Below are 23,022 nucleotides of genomic sequence, written 5' to 3' on the forward strand. Positions count from 1 at the left end.
TTCGGTCTTGCGTTTCCGACTCTATCAGATCTTTTCTCGACCCGATTTCCTCGGCGCTTTCCAGGTTCCCGCTCTCGCGTTTCCCTTTCCGGCGGATCCGACTTTATCAGAGATTCTGAGTCGGAATTTCCACCCGCTCCGGGACGACCTCCTGCGCGCACGCGGCGGCGGTGGGTTCCCGTTCAGGCGGAGCCGTAAACGTACTGGAGCGGGGCGCCCCGATGCAAATCGAGGCGCCCCGCTCCGGGTTCACGCGTACGAGGGGTCGTACGTGTGTCAGACCTCCACGACGACCGGCAGGATCATCGGCCTGCGCCGATAGGTGTCAGAGACCCACTTGCCCAGCGTGCGGCGGATGAGTTGCTGCAGCTGGTGGGGTTCCACGACGCCGTCCTGCGCCGACCGCTCCAGTACTTCGGTGATCTTCGGGATGACCTCTCCGAAGGCAGAATCGTCGATCCCGGAGCCGCGGGCGTGGACGTGCGGGCCGCCCGTGATCTTGCCGGTGGACGAGTCGACCACCACGAAGACCGAGATGATGCCCTCGTCGCCGAGGATCTTGCGGTCCTTGAGCGCCGGCTCGCCGACGTCGCCGACCGAGAGGCCGTCGACGTACACATAACCGGCCTGGATCTTGCCGGAGATCTTCGCCTTGCCCTCGACGAGGTCGACGACCACGCCGTCCTCGGCGATGACGATCCGGTCGTGCGGTACACCCGTCAGGGCGCCCAGCTCGGCGTTGGCCCGCAGGTGGCGCCATTCGCCGTGGACCGGCATCAGGTTCTTCGGGCGGCAGATGTTGTAGAAGTACAGCAGCTCGCCCGCGGAGGCATGGCCGGAAACGTGCACCTTGGCGTTGCCCTTGTGGACGACGTTCGCGCCCCAACGGGTCAGGCCGTTGATGACGCGGTAGACCGCGTTCTCGTTGCCGGGGATGAGGGACGAGGCCAGGATGACCGTGTCGCCCTCGACGATGCGGATCTGGTGGTCACGGTTGGCCATCCGGGACAGGGCCGCCATCGGCTCGCCCTGGGACCCCGTGCAGACCAGGACCACCTCGCTGTCCGGCAGGTCGTCCAGCGTCTTGACGTCGACCACCAGGCCCGGTGGGACCTTCAGATAGCCGAGGTCGCGGGCGATGCCCATGTTGCGGACCATCGAGCGGCCGACGAAGGCGACCCGGCGGCCGTACTCGTGTGCCGCGTCCAGGATCTGCTGGATGCGGTGGACGTGGCTGGCGAAACTCGCCACGATGATCCGCTTGCGGGCACCCGCGAAGACCTGGCGCAGGACGTTGGAGATGTCCCGCTCGTGCGGGGTGAAGCCGGGGACCTCGGCGTTCGTGGAGTCGCTGAGGAGGAGGTCGATGCCTTCCTCGCTCAGGCGCGCGAACGCGTGCAGGTCCGTCAGGCGGTTGTCCAACGGCAGCTGGTCCATCTTGAAGTCGCCCGTGTGCACCACCATGCCGGCGGGAGTGCGGATGGCCACGGCCAGGGCGTCCGGGATGGAGTGGTTGACCGCGACGAACTCGCAGTCGAAGGGGCCGACGCGCTCGCGGTTCCCTTCGGCCACCTCCAGGGTGTACGGGCGGATGCGGTGCTCCTGGAGCTTCGCCTCGATGAGTGCGAGGGTCAGCTTGGAGCCGATCAGCGGGATGTCCGGCTTCTCGCGGAGAAGGTACGGAACGCCGCCGATGTGGTCCTCGTGGCCATGGGTGAGGACGATGCCCTCGATGTCGTCGAGGCGGTCCCTGATGGACGAGAAGTCCGGCAGGATCAGGTCGATTCCGGGCTGCTCCTCCTCGGGGAAAAGCACTCCGCAGTCGACGATCAGCAGGCGGCCGCCGAACTCGAAGACCGTCATGTTGCGGCCGATCTCGCCGAGGCCACCGAGTGGGGTGACCCTCAGACCACCTTCGGGGAGCGGCGGGGGCGGGCCCAGTTCAGGATGCGGATGACTCAAAAGACTCTCCTCACCACGCACGCCACGTACCGGTAGGGCACGTGGCGCGCGTGACGTTCGTGCAGAAGCAGTTGTCGTTGTGGGGTGCAGGCACCGGTGTCCTGCCTATTCAGTTGTGAAGTCTGGTGTCAGAGCTGTACCCCGCCCGCGGCAAGATCGATCTTGAGCTGGGCAATCTCCTCGGTCGAGCACTCGACCATGGGCGCGCGCAGCGGCCCGGCGGGCAGGCCCTGGAGGGCGAGCGCGGCCTTCGTCGTCATGACGCCCTGGGTGCGGAACATGCCGGTGTAGACCGGGAGCAGCTTCTGGTGGATCTCGGTGGCCTTCTGTACGTCGCCGGAGGTGAAGGCCTCGACGAGGGCCCGCAGATCCGGAGTGACCACATGGCCGACGACCGAGACGAAGCCGACCGCGCCCACGGAGAGCAGCGGCAGGTTGAGCATGTCGTCGCCGGAGTACCAGGCCAGGCCGGACTGGGCGATGGCCCAGCTGGCGCGGCCGAGGTCGCCCTTGGCGTCCTTGTTGGCGACGATTCTCGGGTGCTCGGCGAGGCGGACGAGTGTCTCCGTGTTGATCGGGACGCCGCTGCGGCCTGGGATGTCGTACAGCATGACCGGCAGCTCGGCGGCGTCGGCGACGGCCGTGAAGTGCCGGTACAGGCCCTCCTGCGGGGGCTTGTTGTAGTACGGGGTGACGACCAGAAGGCCGTGCGCGCCCACGCGCTCGGCGGCGCGCGCCAGCTCGATGCTGTGGTGGGTGTCGTTGGTGCCGACGCCGGCCACGATGTGGGCCCGGTCGCCGACGGCCTCCAGTACGGCTCGTACGAGGTCCGATTTCTCCGCGTCGCTGGTGGTGGGAGACTCACCGGTGGTGCCGTTGATGATCAGGCCGTCGTTGCCTGCGTCCACCAGGTGGGTGGCGAGCCGCTGCGCGCCGTCGAGGTCAAGTGCGCCGTCCGCCGTGAAGGGCGTGACCATGGCGGTGAGGACCCGCCCGAAGGGGGTCTGCGGAGTGGAGGTCGGAGCCATGGGTAACACGCTACTCGCTGCTCAATGCGTGGTCTGCCCTTGGGGTGCGGGGAAAGTCATGACAAATGTGGAGCCCGGCACTGCCTGCTCGGGGGTTCAAGCAGTGCCGGGTCCGTTTGATCAGGCTAGATGAACTTCCACAAATGCCGCAATACGGACGCTTCGCCAGGCTGACCCGCACACGTGTACCGCGCTACGGCGCGACGCGGCCGTTGGCGTTGAAGGCGGCGTACGTCAGCGGCATGAGCTCGGCCCATGCGGCCTCCATCCTCTCGCCGACCATCTCGATCTCCCGCTGCGGGAAGGACGGCACCCTGGCCAGCTCGTGCTGGGTGCGCAGGCCTAGGAAGTGCATCAGCGAGCGGGCGTTGCAGGTGGCGTACATCGAGGAGAACAGGCCGACCGGGAGCACCGCGCGGGCCACCTCGCGGGCGACACCGGCGGCGAGCATCTCCTGGTACGCCTCGTACGCGTGGACGTACGAGTCCTCCATCACGCGGCCGACCAGCTCCTGCTGGGCCTGGGTGCCCTCCACGAAGACGTACTTGCCCGGGCGGCCCTCCTGGACCAGCTTGCGGGACTCGTCGGGGACGTAGAAGACCGGCTGGAGCTCGCGGTAGCGGCCGCTCTCCTCGTTGTACGACCAGCCCACTCGGTGCCGCATGAACTCGCGGAACACGAAGATCGGTGCGCTGATGAAGAACGTCATCGAGTTGTGCTCGAAGGGGCTGCCGTGCCGGTCCCGCATCAGATAGTTGATCAGGCCCTTGGAGCGCTCCGGGTCCTTCTTCAGCTCGTCCAGCGACTGCTCGCCGGCGGTGGAGACGCGGGCGGCCCACAGCACGTCGGAGTCGGCCGCGCTGTGCTTGACCAGCTCTACGGTGACGTCGCTCCGGAAGCTGGGCTTGAGGGCGTCGGCGGGGGTGTCGGTCACGGCTCGGAGGGTCCTTCCATCACTTCTCTCGGGCGGCGCCCACTCTACGGCCCGGCACTGACATCGGGGCGTTCGGTACCGGGGCGCGACATCTTCGGCGAACTTCGGAGAACTTCTGTGAATTCGGGGCAAGAGGGCACCTTTTGCGTCTCTCGCTCGTCTGTGTTGGTGAGACCCACTCGTTCGATCCCCGAAGGGAGACGCAGTCCGATGTTCCGTCGGCGCGAGCCCGTCCCGTTCGCCTTCCTCGCCGAAGCCGACACGTTCCGCAGCAATGTCGCTCCACCGCCCCGCCAGCGGTCCTCCGTCGGTCAGATGGCCGGGCGCTGGCTGCTGGGGCTCACGATCGTTGCCGGGCTCGTGGGCTCCGTGGTGCTCGGTTGGCCGGCGCTGTCCACCCCCTCCACCACGCAAACCCAGCAGTCCCAGGCGTCCCAGGGGCACTGACCCTTCCGGCCCCCCAAGGGTGGTGAGCGTGTACCCAGGCGGATAGCCTCACCGGGCACAGCCCATGCATGGAATGAGTGAGGACCAGCCGTGCCCCTGCCCTTCCTGACGGCCGACCACACCTTCGAGGCAGCCGACGACGTCGCCCTGCCGTACGACGACCGCACGCGCTGGCGGCGCCCCTACCGGCCCGGGCCGTGGCGGGTGGCCGTCGCGGCGCTGTGCCTTCTCCTCGCCTCGTATGTGCTGTTCGCGGCGGTCCTCATCGCCCTGACCGGCTCGTCCTCCTCCGCCGCGGTGATCCTCTGCATCGCGCTGGCCATCATCGTCAGCGCGCTGCGGCTGCTGCGCATGGGCGTGTGGGTGAGCGCGCGCGGGGTACGCCAGGTGGCCTTCCTCGTGACGCGTACGGTGCCCTGGAAGCGGGTGGTCTCGGTGCGCACGGTGCAACAGCCGGTGCGCTGGCTGGGCCTTCCCCGCACGGTGCAGGGCCAGGCGCTGACCTTCGTACGGATGGACCGCCCCGCCGAGGACACGCCCCCGCTGCTGACCACACACGGCCTCGACTTCCTGAGCCGCTCCTCGGCCTTCGACAGGGCAGCGGACGCGGTGGAGGCATGGGCGGCGGAGTGCCGCTGACGGGGGCTGCCGCCCGGGGCGACGCGAAGGACCGGTCCGCTGCAGCGCGGGCCGGCGTCTGCTTCGTGCAGGTGCGCCGAGAGTCCGCTGAAGGCGTGGATGACGCAATACGGCGAGGCTGCCACCCGGGACGACGCGAAGGGACCGGTCCGCGGTGATGCGGGACGCCCTCTCGCGCAGGCGCGGCCGAGGCCCCGCTGAAGGCGCGGATGTCGGAATGCGGCGGGGCTAACGCCCCAGGCAACGCGCGAAAGACCGGTCCGCGATAGTTCGGGCCAACCCCTTCCTCGTACACACGTGCGGATAAAGGTCCGCTCCGGTACGTCCACGGCCAAGGCCGATTGAAGACATGGGCGGCTGAGGACCGACGGAGACGCCAGAAGCAAGGCGAAAGGGCCCCGCGGTGATGCGGGCAGACCGTCCTGCTGCACCCGGGCCAAGGCCCGCCGAAAGCATGCGCGGCACAGTGCCGACCACTTGCCACCCGGGGCAACGCGAGGGGGCTGGCCTCTCCTTCGTGCAGGCGGGGCCGAGGGGAGTCCGCGGTGATGCGGGCCGACCCCTCCTGCGTACACGTGCGGACGGGGGTCCGCTCCGGTGTGGCCACGGTCAAGGCCCATTGAAAGCATCCGCGGCTCGGTGTCGGCCGGGCTGGCGGCGGAGGCAAGGTGAGGGGGCCCGTCCGTGGTAGCGCAGGCCGGCCCCCTGATGCGTACGTGTACGCCTCCCTGTCAGGGCTGGGCCGGCTTGGCTGCGTGGAGGGTGATGGCTCGTTGCATTGCCTTGCGGGCTCGGGGGGTGTCGCGGGCGTCGTGGTAGGCGACGGCCAGGCGGAACCAGCTGCGCCAGTCGTCGGGGGACGCCTCCGTCTCGGCCTTGCGCTTGGCGAAGACCTCGTCGGCCGAGTCACGGTCGATGCGGCCGCCGGGGGTGCGTTTGAGTTCGTCGACGGGGAGGCCGCCCTCCGCGTCGAGCTCGGCGGCAAGCCTGTTGGCGTTGCGGACGAACTGGGTGTTCTTCCACAGGAACCACAGACCGATCACCGGCAGGATCAGCACCGCGACCCCGAAGGTGACGGTGATGAGCGTGCCGGACTGGATGAGCATGACGCCGCGGCTGCCGACCAGGACGAAGTAGAAGACCAGGACGGCGGCCGTCACGGCATAGGAGATCTTCGCGCGCATGTGCTGAGGTCCTCGAATCAGCCCAGGTCCAGGAAGTGCTCCAGGCCGAACGTCAGGCCCGGGGTCGACACCACGCGGCGGGCGCCGAGCAGGATGCCCGGCATGAAGCTGCTGTGGTGCAGGGAGTCGTGGCGGACGGTGAGGGTCTCGCCCTCGCCGCCCAGCAGGACCTCCTGGTGGGCCAGCAGGCCGCGCAGACGGACCGCGTGCACCGGGATGCCGTCGACGTCGGCGCCGCGGGCGCCCTCCAGGGCCGTCACGGTCGCGTCCGGCGCCGGGGCCGTGCCGGCGGCGCGGCGGGCCTCGGCGATGAGCTGGGCGGTGCGCGTGGCGGTGCCGGACGGGGCGTCGACCTTGTTCGGGTGGTGGAGTTCGACGACCTCCACCGACTCGAAGTACGGTGCCGCGATCTGCGCGAACTTCATGGTCAGGACGGCCCCGATGGAGAAGTTCGGCGCGATCAGCACGCCGACCTCCGGAGACTGGGCGAGCCAGCCCCTGAGCTGCGCCAGGCGCTCGTCGGTCCAGCCGGTCGTGCCGACGACCGCGTGGATGCCGTGGCGCACGCAGAAGTCGAGGTTGCCCATCACCGAGGCGGGGGTGGTCAGTTCGACCACGACCTGGGCACCGGTCTCCGCCAGGGTCTCCAGCTTGTCGCCCCGGCCGAGGGCGGCAACCAGCTCCATGTCCTCGGCGGCCTCGACGGCCCGTACCGCCTCGGAACCGATCCGGCCCTTGGCACCGAGGACCGCCACGCGCAGCTTGCTCATCTTCTTGCTTCCTAACCGGAGAAGTTCGGCCGGGGGTGTTCACCCGGAGGGTTTCAGGCGACGGCGTCGTGCAGCCGGGAGGCCTGCTTGTCCTTGAGCGGGCCGATGACCGACAGCGACGGGCGCTGTCCCAGGATGTCGCGGGCGACCTCGCGGACCTCGTCCGGGGTCACGGCCGCTATCCGGGTCAGCATGTCGTCGACGGACATCTGCTCGCCCCAGCACAGTTCGCTCTTGCCGATACGGTTCATCAGCGCGCCGGTGTCCTCAAGCCCCAGGACGGTCGAGCCCTGCAACTGCCCTATGGCGCGGCCGATCTCGTCGTCCGACAGACCGTTCCCGGCGACGTGGTCGAGCTCGTCGCGGCAGATCTTCAGCACGTCGTGGACCTGCGAGGGACGACAGCCCGCGTACACGCCGAAAAGGCCGCAGTCGGCGAAGCCCGAGGTGTACGAGTACACGCTGTAGGCCAGACCGCGCTTCTCCCGGACCTCCTGGAAGAGACGGGAGGACATACCGCCGCCGAGGGCCGTGTTCAGCACGCCGAGCGCCCAGCGGCGGTCGTCCGTGCGGGCCAGGCCGGGCATGCCGAGGACGACGTGCGCCTGCTCGGTCTTGCGGCCGAGGAGCTCGACGCGGCCCGCGGTGCGGATGCTGCGCCGGCCGTTGCGGGGCGCGACGGGCTCGGCCGCGGTGGTCTTGAAGGCGCCCGCCCTGTCGAAGGCGGCACGGACCTGTCGTACGACCTTGTTGTGGTCGATGTTGCCCGCGGCCGCGACCACCAGGTGGGTGGGGTCGTAGTGCTTCTTGTAGAAGCGGCGGATGCGGTCGGCGGTCAGGGCGTTGACCGTGTCGACCGTGCCGAGGACCGGGCGGCCGAGGGCGTTGTCGCCGAACATCGTGTGCGCGAACAGGTCGTGCACACAGTCGCCCGGGTCGTCCTCGGTCATCGCGATCTCCTCGAGGATCGCGCCGCGCTCGACGTTGACGTCCTCTTCGAGGATCAGCGAGCCGGTGAGCATGTCGCAGACGACGTCGATGGCGAGCGGCAGGTCGGTGTCGAGCACGCGCGCGTAGTAGCACGTGTACTCCTTCGCCGTGAACGCGTTCATCTCGCCGCCGACCGCGTCGATGGCGGAGGAGATGTCCAGCGCCGACCTGCGGCCGGTGCCCTTGAAGAGCAGGTGCTCCAGATAGTGCGTGGCGCCGTTCAGCGCGGGCGTCTCGTCGCGGGAGCCGACGTGCGCCCAGATGCCGAAGGTCGCCGAGCGCACGGAGGGCAGGGTCTCCGTGACGATGCGCAGGCCGCCGGGGAGGGTGGTCTTACGGACCGTACCGATCCCTCCGGTGCCCTTGATCAGGGTTTGGGTACGGGCGACGGCCCGCGCCTCCGAAGAGGTGCGGGCCGTCGCCTTGGAGCTACTCGACGTCACTTGTCGGTGTCGTCCTTCTTGTCCTCGCCGCCCGCGGCGGAGCCGCTGTCGGCTGCGGATTCCTCGCCCTCGATCACGGGGATCAGGGAGAGCTTGCCGCGGGAGTCGATCTCGGCGATCTCGACCTGGACCTTCTGGCCCACGCCGACGACGTCCTCGACGTTCTCCACGCGCTTGCCGCCGGCCAGCTTGCGGATCTGCGAGATGTGCAGCAGACCGTCCTTGCCGGGCAGCAGGGAGACGAACGCACCGAAGGTGGTCGTCTTCACTACCGTACCGAGGTAGCGCTCGCCGACCTCGGGCATCGTCGGGTTGGCGATGCTGTTGATCGTGGCGCGCGCGGCCTCGGCGGACGGGCCGTCGGCGGCACCGATGTAGATCGTGCCGTCGTCCTCGATGGTGATGTCGGCGCCGGTGTCCTCCTGGATCTGGTTGATCATCTTGCCCTTGGGGCCGATGACCTCACCGATCTTGTCGACCGGGATCTTGACGGTGATGATCCGCGGGGCGTGCGGGGACATCTCGTCGGGCCGGTCGATGGCCTCCATCATCACGTCGAGGATGTGGAGACGGGCGTCGCGGGCCTGCTTGAGGGCCGCGGCCAGGACGGAGGCCGGGATGCCGTCCAGCTTGGTGTCGAGCTGGAGGGCGGTCACGAACTCCTTGGTGCCGGCGACCTTGAAGTCCATGTCACCGAAGGCGTCCTCCGCACCGAGGATGTCGGTGAGGGTGACGTAGTGCGTCTCGCCCTCGATCTCCTGGGAGATCAGACCCATGGCGATACCGGCGACCGGGGCCTTCAGCGGCACACCGGCGTTCAGCAGCGACATGGTGGAGGCGCAGACCGAGCCCATGGACGTCGAGCCGTTGGAGCTCAGCGCCTCGGAGACCTGGCGGATCGCGTACGGGAACTCCTCGCGCGTCGGCAGCACCGGCACCAGCGCGCGCTCGGCGAGGGCACCGTGGCCGATCTCGCGGCGCTTCGGGGAGCCGACGCGGCCGGTCTCACCGGTGGAGTACGGCGGGAAGTTGTAGTTGTGCATGTAGCGCTTGCGGGTCACCGGGGAAAGGGTGTCCAGCTGCTGCTCCATGCGGAGCATGTTCAGGGTGGTGACGCCCAGGATCTGGGTCTCGCCACGCTCGAACACCGCGGAACCGTGCACCCGCGGGAGGGCCTCGACCTCGGCGGCGAGCGTACGGATGTCCGTCACGCCACGGCCGTCGATGCGCTTCTTCTCCTTGATCACGCGCTCGCGGACCAGCTGCTTGGTGAGCGAGCGGTACGCGGCGGAGATCTCCTTCTCGCGGCCCTCGAACTCCGGCAGGAGCTTCTCGGCGGCGAGCACCTTGACGCGGTCCAGCTCGGACTCGCGCTCCTGCTTGCCCGCGATGGTCAGCGCGGAGGCGAGCTCCGGGCGGACGGCGGCGGAGAGCGCCTCCAGGATGTCGTCCTGGTAGTCGAGGAAGATCGGGAACTCGGCGGTCGGCTTGGCGGCCTTCGAGGCGAGGTCGGCCTGGGCCTTGCACAGGACCTTGATGAAGGGCTTGGCGGCCTCGAGGCCGGCGGCGACGACCTCTTCGGTCGGCGCCTCGGAGCCGCCCGCGACCAGCTGGATGGTCTTGTCGGTGGCCTCGGCCTCGACCATCATGATCGCGACGTCGCCGTCCTCCAGGACGCGACCGGCGACCACCATGTCGAAGACGGCGTCCTCGAGCTCGGTGTGCGTCGGGAACGCGACCCACTGGCCACGGATCAGCGCGACGCGGACGCCGCCGATCGGGCCGGAGAAGGGCAGACCGGCCAGCTGCGTGGACGCGGACGCGGCGTTGATCGCCACGACGTCGTACAGGTGGTCGGGGTTGAGGGCCATGATCGTCGCGACGACCTGGATCTCGTTGCGCAGGCCCTTCTTGAAGGACGGGCGCAGCGGGCGGTCGATCAGACGGCAGGTGAGGATCGCGTCCTCGGAGGGACGGCCCTCACGGCGGAAGAAGCTGCCGGGGATCTTGCCGGCGGCGTACATCCGCTCCTCGACGTCCACCGTCAGGGGGAAGAAGTCGAGCTGGTCCTTGGGGTTCTTGGATGCGGTGGTGGCCGACAGCACCATGGTGTCGTCGTCCAGGTACGCAACGGCGGAGCCGGCGGCCTGCTTGGCCAGGCGGCCCGTCTCGAAGCGGATGGTACGGGTGCCGAAGGCGCCATTGTCGATGACGGCCTCGGCGTAGTGGGTCTCGTTCTCCACTAGCGTTTTCTCCTCGTCTTCGTCCCTGGCTGCCCGTATGGCAGGGGGACGGTTGCGGAGAAGCGCTCCGTGCGGTGCGGGCCGGTCTTCGATCGAAGCACCCGGGGTTCGCTTCCCCCCGGGGGCCACTACCGAGGACCGGCGGCGGCTAGGTGCGCCTCTCCTCTTCTTGTTGTGCTGTGTCGTCCGTAATGCGTTGTGCTACCACACTACAAAGCGTGAGTGACACTCCGCACGTTTCCGCACGTACGGCAAAGGGAGCGGTCCCGAGTCGTATCGGGAACCGCTCCCTTCACGGCGTCTTACTTGGCGCCCGCGGCACCGCGGCGGATGCCGAGGCGGTCGACCAGCGTACGGAAGCGCTGGATGTCCTTCTTGGCCAGGTACTGCAGCAGCCGACGGCGCTGACCGACCAGGATGAGCAGACCACGGCGGGAGTGGTGGTCGTGCTTGTGGGTCTTGAGGTGCTCCGTCAGGTCGGAGATCCGACGCGAGAGCATGGCGACCTGGACCTCAGGGGAGCCGGTGTCACCCTCCTTGGTACCGAACTCGCCGATGATCTGCTTCTTCGTAGCGGCGTCGAGCGACACGCGTACTCCTCATAGTCTGTGAGTGGCCGACCGAGCGCCCCCGGTCTTCTGCTCGGGGGAACTTCCATCACTCGGAAGGCGGGGATCCGCTGCGCGCGGCCTCCAGGGCTTGCAGGGGGTTCCTGCGGGGCTCCGGGGGTGCGTACACATACGGCCGTCACTCAGGGTACCAGCCCGGACGGATGGCCCTGCCCCCGGCTCAGCCCACGCTCTTGATGCCGACCGCCACGGTGGCGATCTCGCCCATCTCGCCCTTGTTCTCCGGTCCGTCGACGCTCGTCACGGAGAAGTAGGCCCGGCCGTGCTCGTACAGGACATCGCCCGTTGTCGGATCGCGGAAGGGCGGCAGATCCACGTCGGGGCTCTCCGCGAAGAGCAGGAGGAGTTTCTCCCGTCCCGTGGCCGGGTCGATGGCGACGAAGACGCTGGGCGAATAGCCACCGCTCTCGCGGTAGGCGATCAGTTTGCCGCCGCTCATTCTTATGGGGTACATCTGCCCGCCCGACGGGGAGTCGAACTTGAGCTCGCTCTTTCCAGTGGCCAGGTCGAAGGCGACGATGTCCTCGTCCGTGGCGATGTAGACCTGCCGCTCCCCCACGACGATCGCATGGCAGCTGTCGACCTCGGGGCTGAAGGTCTTGTAGCAGTCGACGATCTGGTGCTGCCGGATCAACGGGATCCTCGCGCGGGCGTGGCCCCCGTCGTCGAGGGAGATCAGGTCGGTGACGAGGTCGTCACCCGCCGCGACGGCGATGACGGCCGGCGACGAGGAGACCAGGTAGACGTCCTTGACGCCGCGGGCCACTCTGTACGTCCACTGGGTACGGCCACTGCGGGGGTCGATGCGTTGCACCTGGTACGTGGGTGCGGCCGAGTCACCGCAGCTGAGGAGCGCTAGCAGGTGCCGCCCCCCGGCGAAGCCCTCGTCCGCGCAGGCCGAGGGGGTGGTGTCGGCCCACAGCCGCCGCCCGCTGGTCATGTCGTAGGCGGCCGAGCCCTCGCTCCAGGCGAGGGCGACGGCGCCATCGGTCATGGTCACGGTGACGCCGGTGGGCGGATTCTCCCCGGGCAGCTTGGCCTGCCAGAGCTTCCTGCCCTTGTTGAGATCGACGAGAGCGAGGCCGTCGCAGAGCCGTGTCAGGGTGACATCGGGGGATGCCGCGGGCTCAGCGGCCTCCGTGGAGAAGGCCACGGCCGTCCAGCCCGCCACGCTGACGTGGCGTGTCGTAGCGCAGAGGGGGCCGGGAAAGGTCAGCTTCCATGTCCTGCCCTTGACGTCCTTCTCCTTCTCCTTCTCCTTCTCCTTGGCAACGTCCATGGCTACGCCCTGTATGTGGTTCCCGAAGCCCTTCGCGAATGCCTTGTCCGTGGCCCAAGTGCCCGGTGCCCCGACCTTCTTCCCCACCTCCTTGATCTGCTCGGTGTACTCGAACGCCACCTTGCCCTCGACCGACTTCGGGGGAGCCTCCACGGTCTCCCTGATGTCGTCGGGATCCTGTCGGGCAGCCGCCCGACGCTCACCGGCCGATGTCCCGCCACCGCCCTCGGCGAAACCCCAGACCGCCAGACACGCGGCCGCGACCACCGCGGCCGTCACACCCATGACGAAGTGTCTGCCGCGTCTTCTACGCCGGTCGCTCTCCAGTGCGGACTGCGTGTACGGGGACGGCGGGGGGCCGAAACTCACGGGTGAAAACCTTTCTACCGGAAGGCCGACGCCCGTGACGATGTTGTCACCCTTCGCAAACGGGCGCACATCGGTGAACGTCTGACCTGGGACAACATTGGCAAGTAGGGTGACTGCGCAGCTCGTTGAGACAGCAGGAAGGACCTGGTCGCCATGACCGATGCCGAGGACAGGGAACTCAAGGCACGCAAGGAGCGGGAACGGGACGAGCTGTACGCGCTCGACATCTCGGACGTCGAATGGCACTGCGCACCAGGCACGGAGGAGCACGAAGAGCGGGTCGAGATCGCGTACCTGCCCGAAGGTGCCGTGGCCATGCGGTCGTCCCTCGACCCGGACACCGTGCTGCGGTACACGGAGGCCGAGTGGCGGGCGTTCGTGCTGGGAGCGCGGGACGGGGAGTTCGACTTGGAGCCGACGGAGCACAACGGAGGGCTCACCACGCAGTGACCGGAAACGGGCGGCACGCGCGTGTGCCGCCCGTCCACGCATCCCTCCGGCTCAGCCGGCGCTCCCGATGCCGAGGGCCGACAGTACTGGGTACTTCGGATGCTTGGGGTCTGCGGACAGCTCCTGCTTGGCGAAGAAGACCCGGCCCTGCTCCACGACGATGTCCGACTGCTCGGGATCGCCCAGCATGTGGTTGTCGCCGCCCGAGAGGTTGAAGACGAGAAGGGGCGTCTCCCTGCCAGTGCGCGGGTTCCACCTCACGACGGCGTCGGGTTCGATGTCGCTGAACGAACGCCGGTACACCAGCAGGTCGTCACCGCCCATCCGCAGGGGGAAGACCGGTGACTGCGGACGCCCGTCGATCTTCCGTTCGGTCTTGCCGGTCTTGACGTCGAAGGCGACGATCCAGTTCTCCGGTTGGTCGATCTCGGTCTGGTCCTTGCTCGTGACGAAAACCTGGCTCCGGCCGACGACCATGCCGGGACACTTCTCGACGACGCCGAAGAAGCCCATCCCGTCACCGCACTTGGGGTCGTACGCTCCGCTCCCCATGGAGATCGTGGCGAGGTGCCTGCCCTTGCCGTCGAGCGTGATCAGGTCGGTGACCGAGGTGTCCCCGGCCGCGACGGCCAGCACCGGTGGGTCGGACGACGGCAGGTAGACGGCCTCGACTCCGGCAGCCGGCGTGTATGTCCACTGCGCCTTGCCCGTGCGTGGGTCGAGCTTCTCGACCCGGTAGGTGGTGTCGGGCGCGTCTCCACAGCGTTCCAGAGCAAGCAGCGCCCTCCCTCCGGCGAAACCCCGGTCCTCGCACTTGGAGCGGGTTGCGCTGTTCCAGAGTTCCTTGCCGTTCTTCATGTCGTACGCCACTGAGCCCTCGCCCCAGGCGACGGCGACCACGCCCTTGGTCAGGGTCAGATTGGTGTTGGTGACAAAGGCCGAGTTCGCCGAGGGCATCGAGGACTGCCACAGCTTCTTGCCGTTGTTCAGGTCGACGAACACCACCTCGTCGCAGATGCCCGCGCCGTCGGTGCCCTTGCGCTTGGCGGGCTGCACCACGACAGCCGTGCGGCCGTCGACCGTGACGTGGCTGCTGGTGGCACAGATGTGCCCGTCCAGCTTGAGGGTCCAGGCTGTCTCGTCGTAGTGCGGCTCGACCTTGATGCCGACAATCCTGTCGGCCACACCCTTGGCGAGGATCTTGCCCGTTGCCCAGGTGCCGGGAGCGTAGCGCGGGTGCGACTCGGTGACCCCCGCCAGTCCCTCCTCGTTGTGGTCGACCACCACCTGTCCCTCGGGCGTGGTCGGGATCTTCTCGGTCGTCTCCCTGACCTCGTCCGCGGCGGGAGCGGCCGCCTCCTGCTGGGTGTCGGACGGTTCGCCGTCGTCGGCGCGCGTCAGGAGCCAGCCGCCCACACCCAGGGCGACAGCGAGTACGGCCGCCGCGATGCCGAACAGACGCCTTCGATACCTCTTCCGCTTGTCGTGCGCCGTCAGTGTGGACTGCGTGAAGACGGAAGGAGGCGGGCCGAAGCTCACGCTGAAAGATCCCTTTCTCGACTGTCGAGGTTGCATCGCCACGTGTGCGGGCCGTACCGACGGGGCCGGCCGGGGGTCACTCGCTGGTCATCGCCCGAGCGGTGGCGTACACGTGGAACACCGCGAGCGCCAGAGGTACCAGCGTCAGGAGCACGGAGCCCTCGATGATCTCCAGGGATCGGCCCCAGAAGGGGCTGAGACCGCGGCGCGGGACGATGAGGCCGAGCGCGGCGACGAGGGCTGCCGCTGCCGACGAGTCCCACGGCACGCGTCAGTTCGCCGCTCCACAGGGGGCGATGCCGGGGTACCGCCGAGGCGACCGCCTCCGAGACGTCGTCGAAGACCGCGGGCGGAAGTGACTCCGAGAAGGGGCGCAGGGTGAGGAGTGCGCCGTCGAGAATCCGCTGCGCGGTGAAGGAAGGCGAGCTGTCGAGAACGGTGCCGTCCCGGCGTACGAGGTGGTGGCCGACCGGAGCGCCTTCGGCAGGGCGCTGGCAGGAGAGCCGGAGGATCTCCGGGTAGATGTCGGCGACCGGGATGTCGTCGGGCAACGCAACGTCGATCCGGCTGTCGGGCGCGACGTTCCTGACGCGGCAGAAACCGAGCCCCGACCCCGTCCCGACGCCGGGCACAGCTGTCCCCGTGGCCGTCGTGCTCACCTTGTACTCCCCCTCAGTCATGGTCCTGCGTCCGTGATGTGAGAATCCTGCGCCTCTCCCCCGGCTGGGCTCGAGCGGACGACACACAGGGCGCCGCCGGGCCCCACCAGGAGTGGCATGCGCTGACACCTCGCACGGAATACCCCGGTTTGCGGGGCCTCGTTCGCGTGTGCTCAAGCGAACACCCGGCACCCTACCGCCACCCGGTCATTCGTGGAGTCAGAAGGATCACGCGGCAGCCTGCGTCCGCCTGTAAACGGGGGGCGGACCTCATTCGTGCGGCCCGACAAGGGAATTGGGGCGCAGTGAGTCACATCGTCGTGCAGCGCCCGCCTCGGGCGCTGCCGTCCGAAGTGCCCACGGAAGAGGTCGCGCTTCAGTCGCCCCCGGAACTTCAGCGGGGGCAGCACGAGAGCGTGCTCATGCAGTTGCTGCCGACGATCGGCATGGGCAGGAATCCGTTGGCCGGGCTCGCCGAGTTGCTTGCCGTTCGCCCGCGACGTCGGCGTGCGGTTCATCATCGCGCGGCCGACGGCTGGTGCGGGGCGGGCCTCATTCGAGGCCTTCATGCAACGGCTCAACTCGGCGCACAGGGAGTGGTCCTGGCCGGTGACCCGAGCGAGGGTGATCTGCTGGGCGAAGTGCGACCACGGCCGATGCCCGCCGGGCGGGGCGTCTTCGTCTCCCGCCGTAAGGACAATGCGCTGGTGCAGACAGGTCTGGTATCCGTTGACCGCGGAGGAGAAAGTGGGGCACGCCCACGAAGCCCTGCGCCGGCGGTCTGGTCGGCAACCTGTCCGAACCCACCCTGAATGGATCACGTCATGGCGAAAGTCCGCCTGTCCGCAGCAGCTTGGGGCCTCTCAGCCGTTGCCGTAGGCACGCTGATCGTCGGAAGGGCAGCACGAGCTGCCACTCCGCCACAAGATCCGCCTTCTCCGCACCCACGGGATTGCGCACGCGGAACGGCACGTCCCCCTCGTTGAGAGCGAGCAGGGCGGCACGGAGCTCCTGGACGGGGCGCGGAACAACTCCGCTCTCGGGGTACTTCGTGCCGGTCCGCCAGTCCCGGTAACGACTCCAACTGTCCCGAAGCCGGCCCATCGCTATTCGTCCGTCCCGCGGTCCGGACGAACGGTGCGGACGAAGTCCTGGAAATCCCCCAGAACGGCGTCGTGCTGCGCTGCGGTGGCAGTCAGAGCCAGCCTGATCATCGCACGCCTGTGCGGGTCCTGAACGTCCGCCAGGGAAAGATACACCGGTCGGTCACAGCCACCGCCTCGGCGACCTCGCGTAGGCGCCTCACCGACGCGTCAACCAGATCGGCCAGCGTCACCCCCTCCGACGGGAGTCCGCCGTCGATGGTGATGTTGGCAGCCAACCCGGCGTCCGGCTGCGGATGCATTGCCGCAAAGGCTACTCCGGGGTCGCCGATCCCGTCAGGACGGGCCGAGAACCACCCGTCGGGCAACCGGAACTCGATCGGCACCGGCAGTGTCGTGGGCATCGCATGCCCCCTTCCATGCTGAAGTAGATCAGAACAAGCCGCCGGCGATGTTCTTTTGACAGAGCCCGCGAAATCACCGACTGCGTCAGCCGCTCCCTCAACAGCCTTGCCGAACTTGTGCGTATCGACGGTGATCTCAACTCCGCGACATCCGCAGACACACGACGTACTGGATCCGCCGGTGGCCCCAACTGGGCGGCGGCAGAGAGGCGTCGCTGCCCCAGCTCGTCGCCCAGGTCACGGCCGTACCCGCGCTGGCCACCACCTTCAGCCTCACCCTCGCGCGCGGGGAGCGTCAGGAGGTGTCGCTGTGCGGGCACCTGCGGGTGACCGGACGCAGTGATGACGAACTGGTCGCGGCCCGGCGCGTGTTGGAGGGTGCGGCCCCTGTCGCGGCGGCGCGCAACGCGAGCACCTGAGCCGTCCACAGCCCGCCGATCAGCACGACGTCGTACAGCGTGGGCCGGTTGAGCCCCAGCACGGCGGGCTGCCCCTCCGTGTCCACCCCGGCGTCACCTATCGGCAGCGCAAGCGCGTCCAGCAACCCGCCCCAGGGCGCGTCCGCCGGTACCCCCGTCCTGGTGGTACGGGATTGCGGCATGCGGCCTCCGCGCGGGCGGGTCGCGTCCGGTCCATGGCAGTCGGTGGTGACGCTGCTGCCGTACCTCAGTCCGGTCGCGCCCCGGCTGCTGAAGCAGGCGCGGCTCGCCGGCATCCAGCGGGTCTCCCCGGACGAGGCCATGGAACTGGGGCGCACCATGGGGCTGGCCCGGACCGAGGTGGAATCCCTGCCCGCGCTCCCCGACGGCGTCACGCTGTGGTGCACCGACCGGGACCGGCAGTACGTGATGACGCAGCCCACCGAGGCCGAGATCGGACTGTTGGGTACGCCACGGCGGATGGACTGACCGGATGGCCTGAACTGGCCAGTCTTGCCCGTTATGTTCGCCAATTGTGCGCCAATAGGAAGGCTGCGTACGGTTCTTCCGGGCAAGGTGTGCGGTGATGGGCGGGTGCTGACAGGTGGACGGGCCTGCCGAGGTGGGGCGTGCGGTGATTAGGCTGGGACCGGGCGCGATGCCAGAACCCGTGGACCGGGCGTCGGCGGCCCAGGGGGAGAGCCGGTGGATCGGACTACCTCGAACGACTTCGGACGACTGAGAACGACACGAACATGGTCGGCCCGGCACGGCATGAGGGTGCTCGACCACACCAGGAGGAACTGTGAGCAGCGATCGGGACGGGATCCGCGGGGGCTGGGCCACACCCGGCGATGACCAGCCCGACGCCGAGTCCGCCATCGAGACGACGGGCGAGTTCACCATCGACTACGCACCGCCCGCCTGGTACACGCAGAACGCGTCGCCCGGGGCGTCGGGAGCCTCGGGGGATTCGGGGAGTTCGGGGAATTCGGACGCGGGTGCGGGGGCCGACGGGGTTTCCGGAGCGCCGGCCCGGCCCACGGGGGCGGGCGGGCCGGGGGGTTCGCCGTTCCCGGCGGGCGCTCCGCTTCCGGGGCTGACCCCTCCCCCGCACGCGACTCAGGCGGCCGGGGCTCCGGCACCCGGTGCGCCGTTCAGTCCGCCTCCGCCCGCGCCCGCACCCGGTGCGCCGTTCGCTCCGCCCGCTCCGGCGGCTCCTGCGCCGGGGGCGCCTTTCACGCCACCGGTGCCTCCGGCTCCGGGCCCCGGCGCGCCGTTCACGCCTGCCGCGCCGCCCGCACCGGCCGCGCCACAGGGCGGGAGCCCCGTCGCCGTGCCCAGGCTGCCGGTGGGGAGCGGGTTCGAGCCGCAGCAGCCGCAGCAGCCGCAGGCGGAGCCACCGGCGCAGCGGCCCGCGGAGCCCGCGTCGCCGACGGCCGTTCCGAACATTCCGGCGGGTGGGTATCAGGCTCAGTGGGCCCCTTCCACGCCCGCGGCACCTCCAGCTCCGCCCGCCGCTCCGGTTTCGCCTGCCGCTCCTGTCGCGGATGAGCAGGAGTCCGGCAGTGGTGACCTGGAGAGCGGCGCGACCATGCGGTTCTCCGCCGTTGCGCTGAAGCGCGAGATCGCCGAGGTCGCGGAGCGGAAGGCCGCGGCCGAGGCCGCCGTCGAGCCCGAGGAGCCCGAGGAGCCCGAGGAGGGTGCGGGTGACGACGGCTCCGCGGACGCCGACGTGGTCGCGAACGGGGCCGACGAGGAGGACACCGGGTCCGTGTCCGCGGAGGCGGAGGCCGAGGCCGAGGCCGAGGAGGTCGCGCCGCAGGCTGCCGCTGCGGAGGACGTGGAGGCGGACGAGGATGTCGAGTCCGACTCCTTGGAAATCGAGGCCGAGGTCGAGACCGAGTCCGCCGAAGCCGAGCTCACGGAAGACACCCCTCAGGGTGACGCCGTGTCGGATGACGCCGATGACGTGGCTCAGGTCGTGACGGACGACGCGATCACCACTGAGGCCGAAGTCGCCGACGAGGCGCCCGCGGAGCCCGAGCTCGACGAAGACGCGTCGCCTCAGGACTCCGCCCCTGCCGACGTCGAGCCCATGGACGCCGTACCGCAGGACAGCGCGCCCGGGGACGAGGTCCCCCAGGACGCCGTACCGGTCATGCCTCCCGCGCCGCAGGACGCGCCGCCCGCCTGGGCCCCGCCGCCGGCCCCGCAGGGCGGGCTGCCGCCGCTGCCGCCGTCGTACCAGTCCGCCGCTCCCGCTCCGGCGGCCCAGTGGCCCGTGCAGCCCGCGCCGCAGCAGCCGGACCCGGTGCCCGGTCCGCCGCAGCCCGCGGCCGCGCAGGGCCCGTCCGCCGTGCCGCCGGCCCCGCAGCAGCCATTCCAGCCCCAGGCACCGCAGCCCGCACCGGCCGCCTGGAACCAGCCCGCACCCCCGCCGCCCCCGCAGCCCTACGCCTCCGGTGTCCCGGCGGCACAGCAGCCTCCGGCGCCCCAAGCTCCCGTCGCACCCAACCCCCAGGCCGGCTACGGCTTCCCGCAGCCGCCCGCCCCGGCTGCGTCGGCACCTCAGCCGCCCAACCCCCAGAGCGGCTACGGCTTCCCGAACCCCGGCGCCCCAGCTCCCGCCCCGGCAGCCCCTCAGCCTCCGGCACCGCAACAGCCCAACACCGTTGCCCAGCCGCCGGCCGCCACCCCCGCTCCGGCTCCGGCTCCGGCTCCCAACGCGCCCGCCGGCTACGGCTTCCCGCAGCCGGGCGCCCCCACCCCGCCGGCACCGGATGGCTACGGCTTCCCGCAGCCCGCAGGCGCCGCGGCCGCCCCCGGCACCCCGGGCGCGCCCAACTCCCCGGCTCACCCGGGCGGTTACGGCTTCCCGCAGGCACCCGCCCCACAGGGTCAGCCCGGGCAGCCCGACGCCCCGCAGGCCTTCCCCGGGCACCCGCAGCAGGCCCAGCAGCCCGGACAAGCACCGCAGGCACCGCAAGCACCGCAGGTCCCGCACGACCCCCAGGCACCGCAGGCTCCCCAAGCGCCCCAGGCGCCCCAGATGCCGCAGCAGCCGGTCGACCCCCGGGCCGGCGCCGCCTGGCCGCAGCCCATCCGGCACGATCAGCGGCAGCCGACCAACCCGGGTGCCGCGCCGCTCGGTTACACCGCGGCCGTGGAGCTGTCGTCGGACCGGCTGCTCAACAACAAGCGGCAGAAGGCGAAGAGCGGACGGCCCGCGGCGACGCCTAGCCGGTTCAAGATCGGCGGCAAGAAGGAGGAGGCCGAGCGGCAGCGCAAGCTCGACCTGATCCGGACGCCCGTGCTGTCCTGCTACCGGATAGCGGTCATCAGCCTCAAGGGCGGTGTCGGCAAGACCACGACAACCACCGCCCTCGGCTCGACGCTCGCCACCGAGCGCCAGGACAAGATCCTCGCCATCGACGCCAACCCGGACGCCGGCACGCTCGGCCGCCGGGTGCGCCGCGAGACCGGGGCCACCATCCGTGACCTCGTCCAGGCGATCCCGTACCTCAACTCGTACATGGACATCCGGCGGTTCACCTCGCAGGCCCCCTCCGGCCTGGAGATCATCGCGAACGACGTCGACCCGGCCGTGTCCACGACCTTCAACGACGAGGACTACCGGCGCGCCATCGACGTGCTCGGCCGGCAGTACCCGGTCATCCTCACCGACTCGGGCACCGGACTGCTGTACAGCGCCATGCGCGGTGTGCTGGACCTCGCGGACCAGCTGATCATCATCTCGACACCGTCGGTGGACGGTGCGAGCAGCGCCAGTACGACGCTGGACTGGCTGTCCGCGCATGGATACGCCGACCTCGTGTCCCGTTCGATCACCGTCATCTCCGGTGTGCGTGAGACCGGCAAGATGATCAAGGTGGACGACATCGTCGGCCACTTCGAGACGCGGTGCCGCGGTGTCGTGGTCGTGCCCTTCGACGAGCACCTCGCGGCCGGTGCCGAGGTCGACCTCGACATGATGCGGCCGAAGGTACGGGAGGCGTACTTCAACCTCGCGGCCATGGTCGCCGAGGACTTCGTACGGCACCAGCAGGCACACGGGCTGTGGACCAACGACGGCAACCCGCCGCCGGTGGCCGCCCCGCCGATGCCGGGTCAGCCCCTTCCTGGCCAGCCGGGTCAGCAGGGGCAGCCGTATCCGGGCCAGCCGTACCCGCAGCAGGCCCCGGCGCAGCCGTACCCACCGCAGCAACCCCAACAGCCACAGGAGCCGCAGCCGCCGGCCCAGCCCTACCCCCAGGCTCCGGCGCCCGGCCAGCCGTACCCGCCGCAGCAGGGGCAGCCCTACCCGCAGCCCTACCCGCAGCCGGGCCAGCCCGGTCAGCCGTACCCGCCGCAGGCCCCGCCCCAGCAGTAGGGCGACGGCGACAGAACACGAAGGGCGGCCGGTGCCTCGAAGGCACCGGCCGCCCTTGTGCGACGCCGCTTGTCGTCGCGCGCCTACTCGTCCGCCGCGATCAGCTCGCGGCAGCGCTTCACGTCCTCGGCCATCTGCTCCAGCAGGGCATCGAGGGAGTCGAACTTCGCCTGCCCGCGCACATAGGACAGGAAGTCGACGCCGACGTGCAGGCCGTAGAGGTCGAGCCCCACGCGGTCGATGGCGTACGCCTCCACCGTGCGCTCGGTGCCGTCGAACTGCGGGTTCGTACCGACGGAGATCGCGGCCGGCATGATCTCGTCCTGGGCGTGGAGGTAGCCCGCGTAGACGCCGTCGGCGGGGATCGCGGTGTGCGGCAGCGTCTCGACGTTGGCCGTCGGGAAGCCCAGCTCACGGCCGCGCTGGGCGCCGCGTACGACCACGCCCTCGACGCGGTGCGGGCGGCCCAGGATCTCGCGGGCGCCCTCGACGTCGCCCTCGGCGACCAGGCGCCGGGTCAGGGTCGAGGAGAAGGGCTCGCCGCCGCCCGCGGCGCCGGTGACGTACAGATCGACGACCTCGACCTCGAAGTCGTAGACCTTGCCCTGCTCGACGAGGAACTCGACGTTCCCCGCGGCCCGGTGCCCGAAGCGGAAGTTCGGGCCCTCGACGACCGCCTTGGCGTGCAGCTTGTCGACCAGGACCTTGACGACGAACTCGGCGGGCGAGAGCTTCGAGAACTCGGTCGTGAAGGGGAGGATCAGCACCGCGTCCACGCCGAGGTCCGCCATCAGCTCCGCGCGGCGGTGGTGCGGAGCGAGCAGCGGCGGGTGGCTGCCGGGGCGGACGACCTCGCTGGGATGCGGGTCGAAGGTGACGACGACGGAGGGAACGCCCAGCTCACGGGCGCGGTCCACGGCGTGCTTGATGATCAGCTGGTGACCGCGGTGGACTCCGTCGTAGGAACCGATGGTGACGACGCTGCGCCCCCAGTCCTGGGGGATGTCCTCCAAGCCACGCCAGCGCTGCACTGTGACCGCTCCTCGAACCCGTGTCCGTATCTACCGACCCTGTTACGCAGGTCTAAGGGTGCCATGCCGTGCGCCCCGGGCCCGCATCGGCATGGGGGCTGTGACGG

17 protein-coding genes and 6 pseudogenes are annotated in these 23,022 nt (G+C 69.7%); 8 read left to right on the forward strand and 15 right to left on the reverse strand.

The genetic code is table 11. The annotated features are described in order from the left end of the window. Nucleotides 1-276 precede the first annotated feature (276 nt). From ACZ4EG_RS34625 to thyX, 3 genes are all read right to left on the reverse strand, one after another. Nucleotides 277-1,962, reverse strand: coding sequence for a ribonuclease J (locus tag ACZ4EG_RS34625; RefSeq protein WP_467793430.1), 1,686 nt, complete (start codon nt 1,960-1,962; stop codon nt 277-279). A 128-nt stretch (nt 1,963-2,090) separates the two neighbouring features. Further along, the gene (dapA, locus tag ACZ4EG_RS34630; RefSeq protein ID WP_263213342.1) at nt 2,091-2,990 is read right to left on the reverse strand and encodes a 4-hydroxy-tetrahydrodipicolinate synthase; all 900 of its coding nucleotides are present in this window, start codon (nt 2,988-2,990) and stop codon (nt 2,091-2,093) included. 193 nt (nt 2,991-3,183) lie between these two features. Further along, nucleotides 3,184-3,924 carry an FAD-dependent thymidylate synthase gene (gene thyX, locus ACZ4EG_RS34635; protein ID WP_453554548.1) on the reverse strand — a complete coding sequence of 247 codons (741 nt, stop codon included), beginning with the start codon at nt 3,922-3,924 and terminating at the stop codon, nt 3,184-3,186. A gap of 210 nt (nt 3,925-4,134) precedes the next feature. On the opposite strand from thyX, the gene ACZ4EG_RS34640 reads away from it, so the two are divergent. Beyond that, nucleotides 4,135-4,371 (forward strand): hypothetical protein, encoded by a 237-nt coding sequence (locus tag ACZ4EG_RS34640; protein WP_453554547.1) that lies wholly within the window; start codon nt 4,135-4,137, stop codon nt 4,369-4,371. A 90-nt stretch (nt 4,372-4,461) separates the two neighbouring features. Beyond that, entirely contained in the window at nt 4,462-5,010 is a 549-nt protein-coding gene (locus tag ACZ4EG_RS34645) for a hypothetical protein (protein ID WP_467793431.1), read from the forward strand. Nucleotides 5,011-5,741: 731 nt separating this feature from the next. Here ACZ4EG_RS34645 and ACZ4EG_RS34650 read toward each other — a convergent pair. The 6 genes from ACZ4EG_RS34650 to ACZ4EG_RS34675 all read right to left on the reverse strand — a co-directional run bounded on the left by ACZ4EG_RS34650 (nt 5,742) and on the right by ACZ4EG_RS34675 (nt 12,917). Continuing rightward, nucleotides 5,742-6,194: a tetratricopeptide repeat protein gene (locus ACZ4EG_RS34650; protein WP_453554543.1), complete on the reverse strand. Its 453-nt coding sequence runs from the start codon at nt 6,192-6,194 to the stop codon at nt 5,742-5,744. Between the two features lie 17 nt (nt 6,195-6,211). Continuing rightward, entirely contained in the window at nt 6,212-6,964 is a 753-nt protein-coding gene (dapB, locus tag ACZ4EG_RS34655) for a 4-hydroxy-tetrahydrodipicolinate reductase (protein WP_453554541.1), read from the reverse strand. 53 nt (nt 6,965-7,017) lie between these two features. After that, nucleotides 7,018-8,397, reverse strand: a complete 1,380-nt coding sequence (locus ACZ4EG_RS34660; RefSeq protein ID WP_467793432.1) for a M16 family metallopeptidase — start codon at nt 8,395-8,397, stop codon at nt 7,018-7,020. Continuing rightward, complete coding sequence (locus tag ACZ4EG_RS34665) at nt 8,394-10,640, reverse strand: polyribonucleotide nucleotidyltransferase (protein WP_453554537.1); 2,247 nt, start codon at nt 10,638-10,640, stop codon at nt 8,394-8,396. The genes ACZ4EG_RS34660 and ACZ4EG_RS34665 overlap by 4 nt, the downstream gene beginning before the upstream one ends. A gap of 302 nt (nt 10,641-10,942) precedes the next feature. Beyond that, nucleotides 10,943-11,230 (reverse strand): 30S ribosomal protein S15, encoded by a 288-nt coding sequence (gene rpsO, locus ACZ4EG_RS34670; RefSeq protein WP_263213330.1) that lies wholly within the window; start codon nt 11,228-11,230, stop codon nt 10,943-10,945. Between the two features lie 199 nt (nt 11,231-11,429). Beyond that, entirely contained in the window at nt 11,430-12,917 is a 1,488-nt protein-coding gene (locus ACZ4EG_RS34675) for an outer membrane protein assembly factor BamB family protein (protein ID WP_467793433.1), read from the reverse strand. A gap of 153 nt (nt 12,918-13,070) precedes the next feature. On the opposite strand from ACZ4EG_RS34675, the gene ACZ4EG_RS34680 reads away from it, so the two are divergent. Continuing rightward, nucleotides 13,071-13,367, forward strand: coding sequence for a DUF397 domain-containing protein (locus tag ACZ4EG_RS34680; protein WP_467793434.1), 297 nt, complete (start codon nt 13,071-13,073; stop codon nt 13,365-13,367). A 51-nt stretch (nt 13,368-13,418) separates the two neighbouring features. Here ACZ4EG_RS34680 and ACZ4EG_RS34685 read toward each other — a convergent pair whose 3' ends face one another. The 3 genes and pseudogenes from ACZ4EG_RS34685 to ACZ4EG_RS34695 all read right to left on the reverse strand — a co-directional run. Beyond that, complete coding sequence (locus ACZ4EG_RS34685; RefSeq protein WP_467793435.1) at nt 13,419-14,906, reverse strand: outer membrane protein assembly factor BamB family protein; 1,488 nt, start codon at nt 14,904-14,906, stop codon at nt 13,419-13,421. A 76-nt stretch (nt 14,907-14,982) separates the two neighbouring features. Continuing rightward, nucleotides 14,983-15,174 carry a hypothetical protein gene (locus tag ACZ4EG_RS34690; protein ID WP_467793436.1) on the reverse strand — a complete coding sequence of 64 codons (192 nt, stop codon included), beginning with the start codon at nt 15,172-15,174 and terminating at the stop codon, nt 14,983-14,985. After that, a pseudogene (locus ACZ4EG_RS34695) lies at nt 15,149-15,586 on the reverse strand (EsaB/YukD family protein); the annotation flags it as partial. The gene ACZ4EG_RS34690 and the pseudogene ACZ4EG_RS34695, both read right to left, overlap by 26 nt. A gap of 434 nt (nt 15,587-16,020) precedes the next feature. Between ACZ4EG_RS34695 and ACZ4EG_RS34700 the strand changes: the two are divergent. Further along, nucleotides 16,021-16,290 (forward strand): annotated as a pseudogene (locus ACZ4EG_RS34700) (hypothetical protein); the annotation flags it as partial. A gap of 485 nt (nt 16,291-16,775) precedes the next feature. Here the strand turns inward: ACZ4EG_RS34700 and ACZ4EG_RS34705 are convergent. Beyond that, nucleotides 16,776-17,072, reverse strand: coding sequence for a hypothetical protein (locus tag ACZ4EG_RS34705; protein ID WP_467793437.1), 297 nt, complete (start codon nt 17,070-17,072; stop codon nt 16,776-16,778). A 146-nt stretch (nt 17,073-17,218) separates the two neighbouring features. Here ACZ4EG_RS34705 and ACZ4EG_RS34710 point away from each other — a divergent pair. Further along, nucleotides 17,219-17,458: pseudogene (locus tag ACZ4EG_RS34710) on the forward strand (type VII secretion protein EccE); the annotation flags it as partial. Here ACZ4EG_RS34710 and ACZ4EG_RS34715 read toward each other — a convergent pair. Beyond that, nucleotides 17,455-17,673 (reverse strand): annotated as a pseudogene (locus tag ACZ4EG_RS34715) (hypothetical protein); the annotation flags it as partial. The pseudogenes ACZ4EG_RS34710 and ACZ4EG_RS34715 overlap by 4 nt on opposite strands. Here ACZ4EG_RS34715 and ACZ4EG_RS34720 point away from each other — a divergent pair. From ACZ4EG_RS34720 to ACZ4EG_RS34730, 3 genes and pseudogenes are all read left to right on the forward strand, one after another. Further along, nucleotides 17,618-17,980: pseudogene (locus ACZ4EG_RS34720) on the forward strand (hypothetical protein); the annotation flags it as partial. The pseudogenes ACZ4EG_RS34715 and ACZ4EG_RS34720 overlap by 56 nt on opposite strands. A gap of 316 nt (nt 17,981-18,296) precedes the next feature. Then, nucleotides 18,297-18,425, forward strand: a pseudogene (locus tag ACZ4EG_RS34725) (SCO5717 family growth-regulating ATPase); the annotation flags it as partial. A gap of 660 nt (nt 18,426-19,085) precedes the next feature. Next, entirely contained in the window at nt 19,086-21,884 is a 2,799-nt protein-coding gene (locus ACZ4EG_RS34730; protein ID WP_467793517.1) for a MinD/ParA family ATP-binding protein, read from the forward strand. Between the two features lie 83 nt (nt 21,885-21,967). Here ACZ4EG_RS34730 and ACZ4EG_RS34735 read toward each other — a convergent pair whose 3' ends face one another. After that, nucleotides 21,968-22,915, reverse strand: coding sequence for a bifunctional riboflavin kinase/FAD synthetase (locus ACZ4EG_RS34735; protein ID WP_453554499.1), 948 nt, complete (start codon nt 22,913-22,915; stop codon nt 21,968-21,970). Nucleotides 22,916-23,022: the final 107 nt, after the last annotated feature.

Source organism: Streptomyces sp. NPDC025638 (assembly GCF_055558775.1).

Coding starts and splice junctions, on each gene's coding strand:
- ACZ4EG_RS34730 (WP_467793517.1), top strand. CDS start 19,086: ATGCGGTTCTCCGCCGTTGCGCTGAAGCGCGAGATCGCCGAGGTCGCG.
- ACZ4EG_RS34650 (WP_453554543.1), bottom strand. CDS start 6,194: ATGCGCGCGAAGATCTCCTATGCCGTGACGGCCGCCGTCCTGGTCTTC.
- ACZ4EG_RS34705 (WP_467793437.1), bottom strand. CDS start 17,072: ATGCCCACGACACTGCCGGTGCCGATCGAGTTCCGGTTGCCCGACGGG.
- dapB (WP_453554541.1), bottom strand. CDS start 6,964: ATGAGCAAGCTGCGCGTGGCGGTCCTCGGTGCCAAGGGCCGGATCGGT.
- dapA (WP_263213342.1), bottom strand. CDS start 2,990: ATGGCTCCGACCTCCACTCCGCAGACCCCCTTCGGGCGGGTCCTCACC.
- ACZ4EG_RS34640 (WP_453554547.1), top strand. CDS start 4,135: ATGTTCCGTCGGCGCGAGCCCGTCCCGTTCGCCTTCCTCGCCGAAGCC.
- ACZ4EG_RS34680 (WP_467793434.1), top strand. CDS start 13,071: ATGACCGATGCCGAGGACAGGGAACTCAAGGCACGCAAGGAGCGGGAA.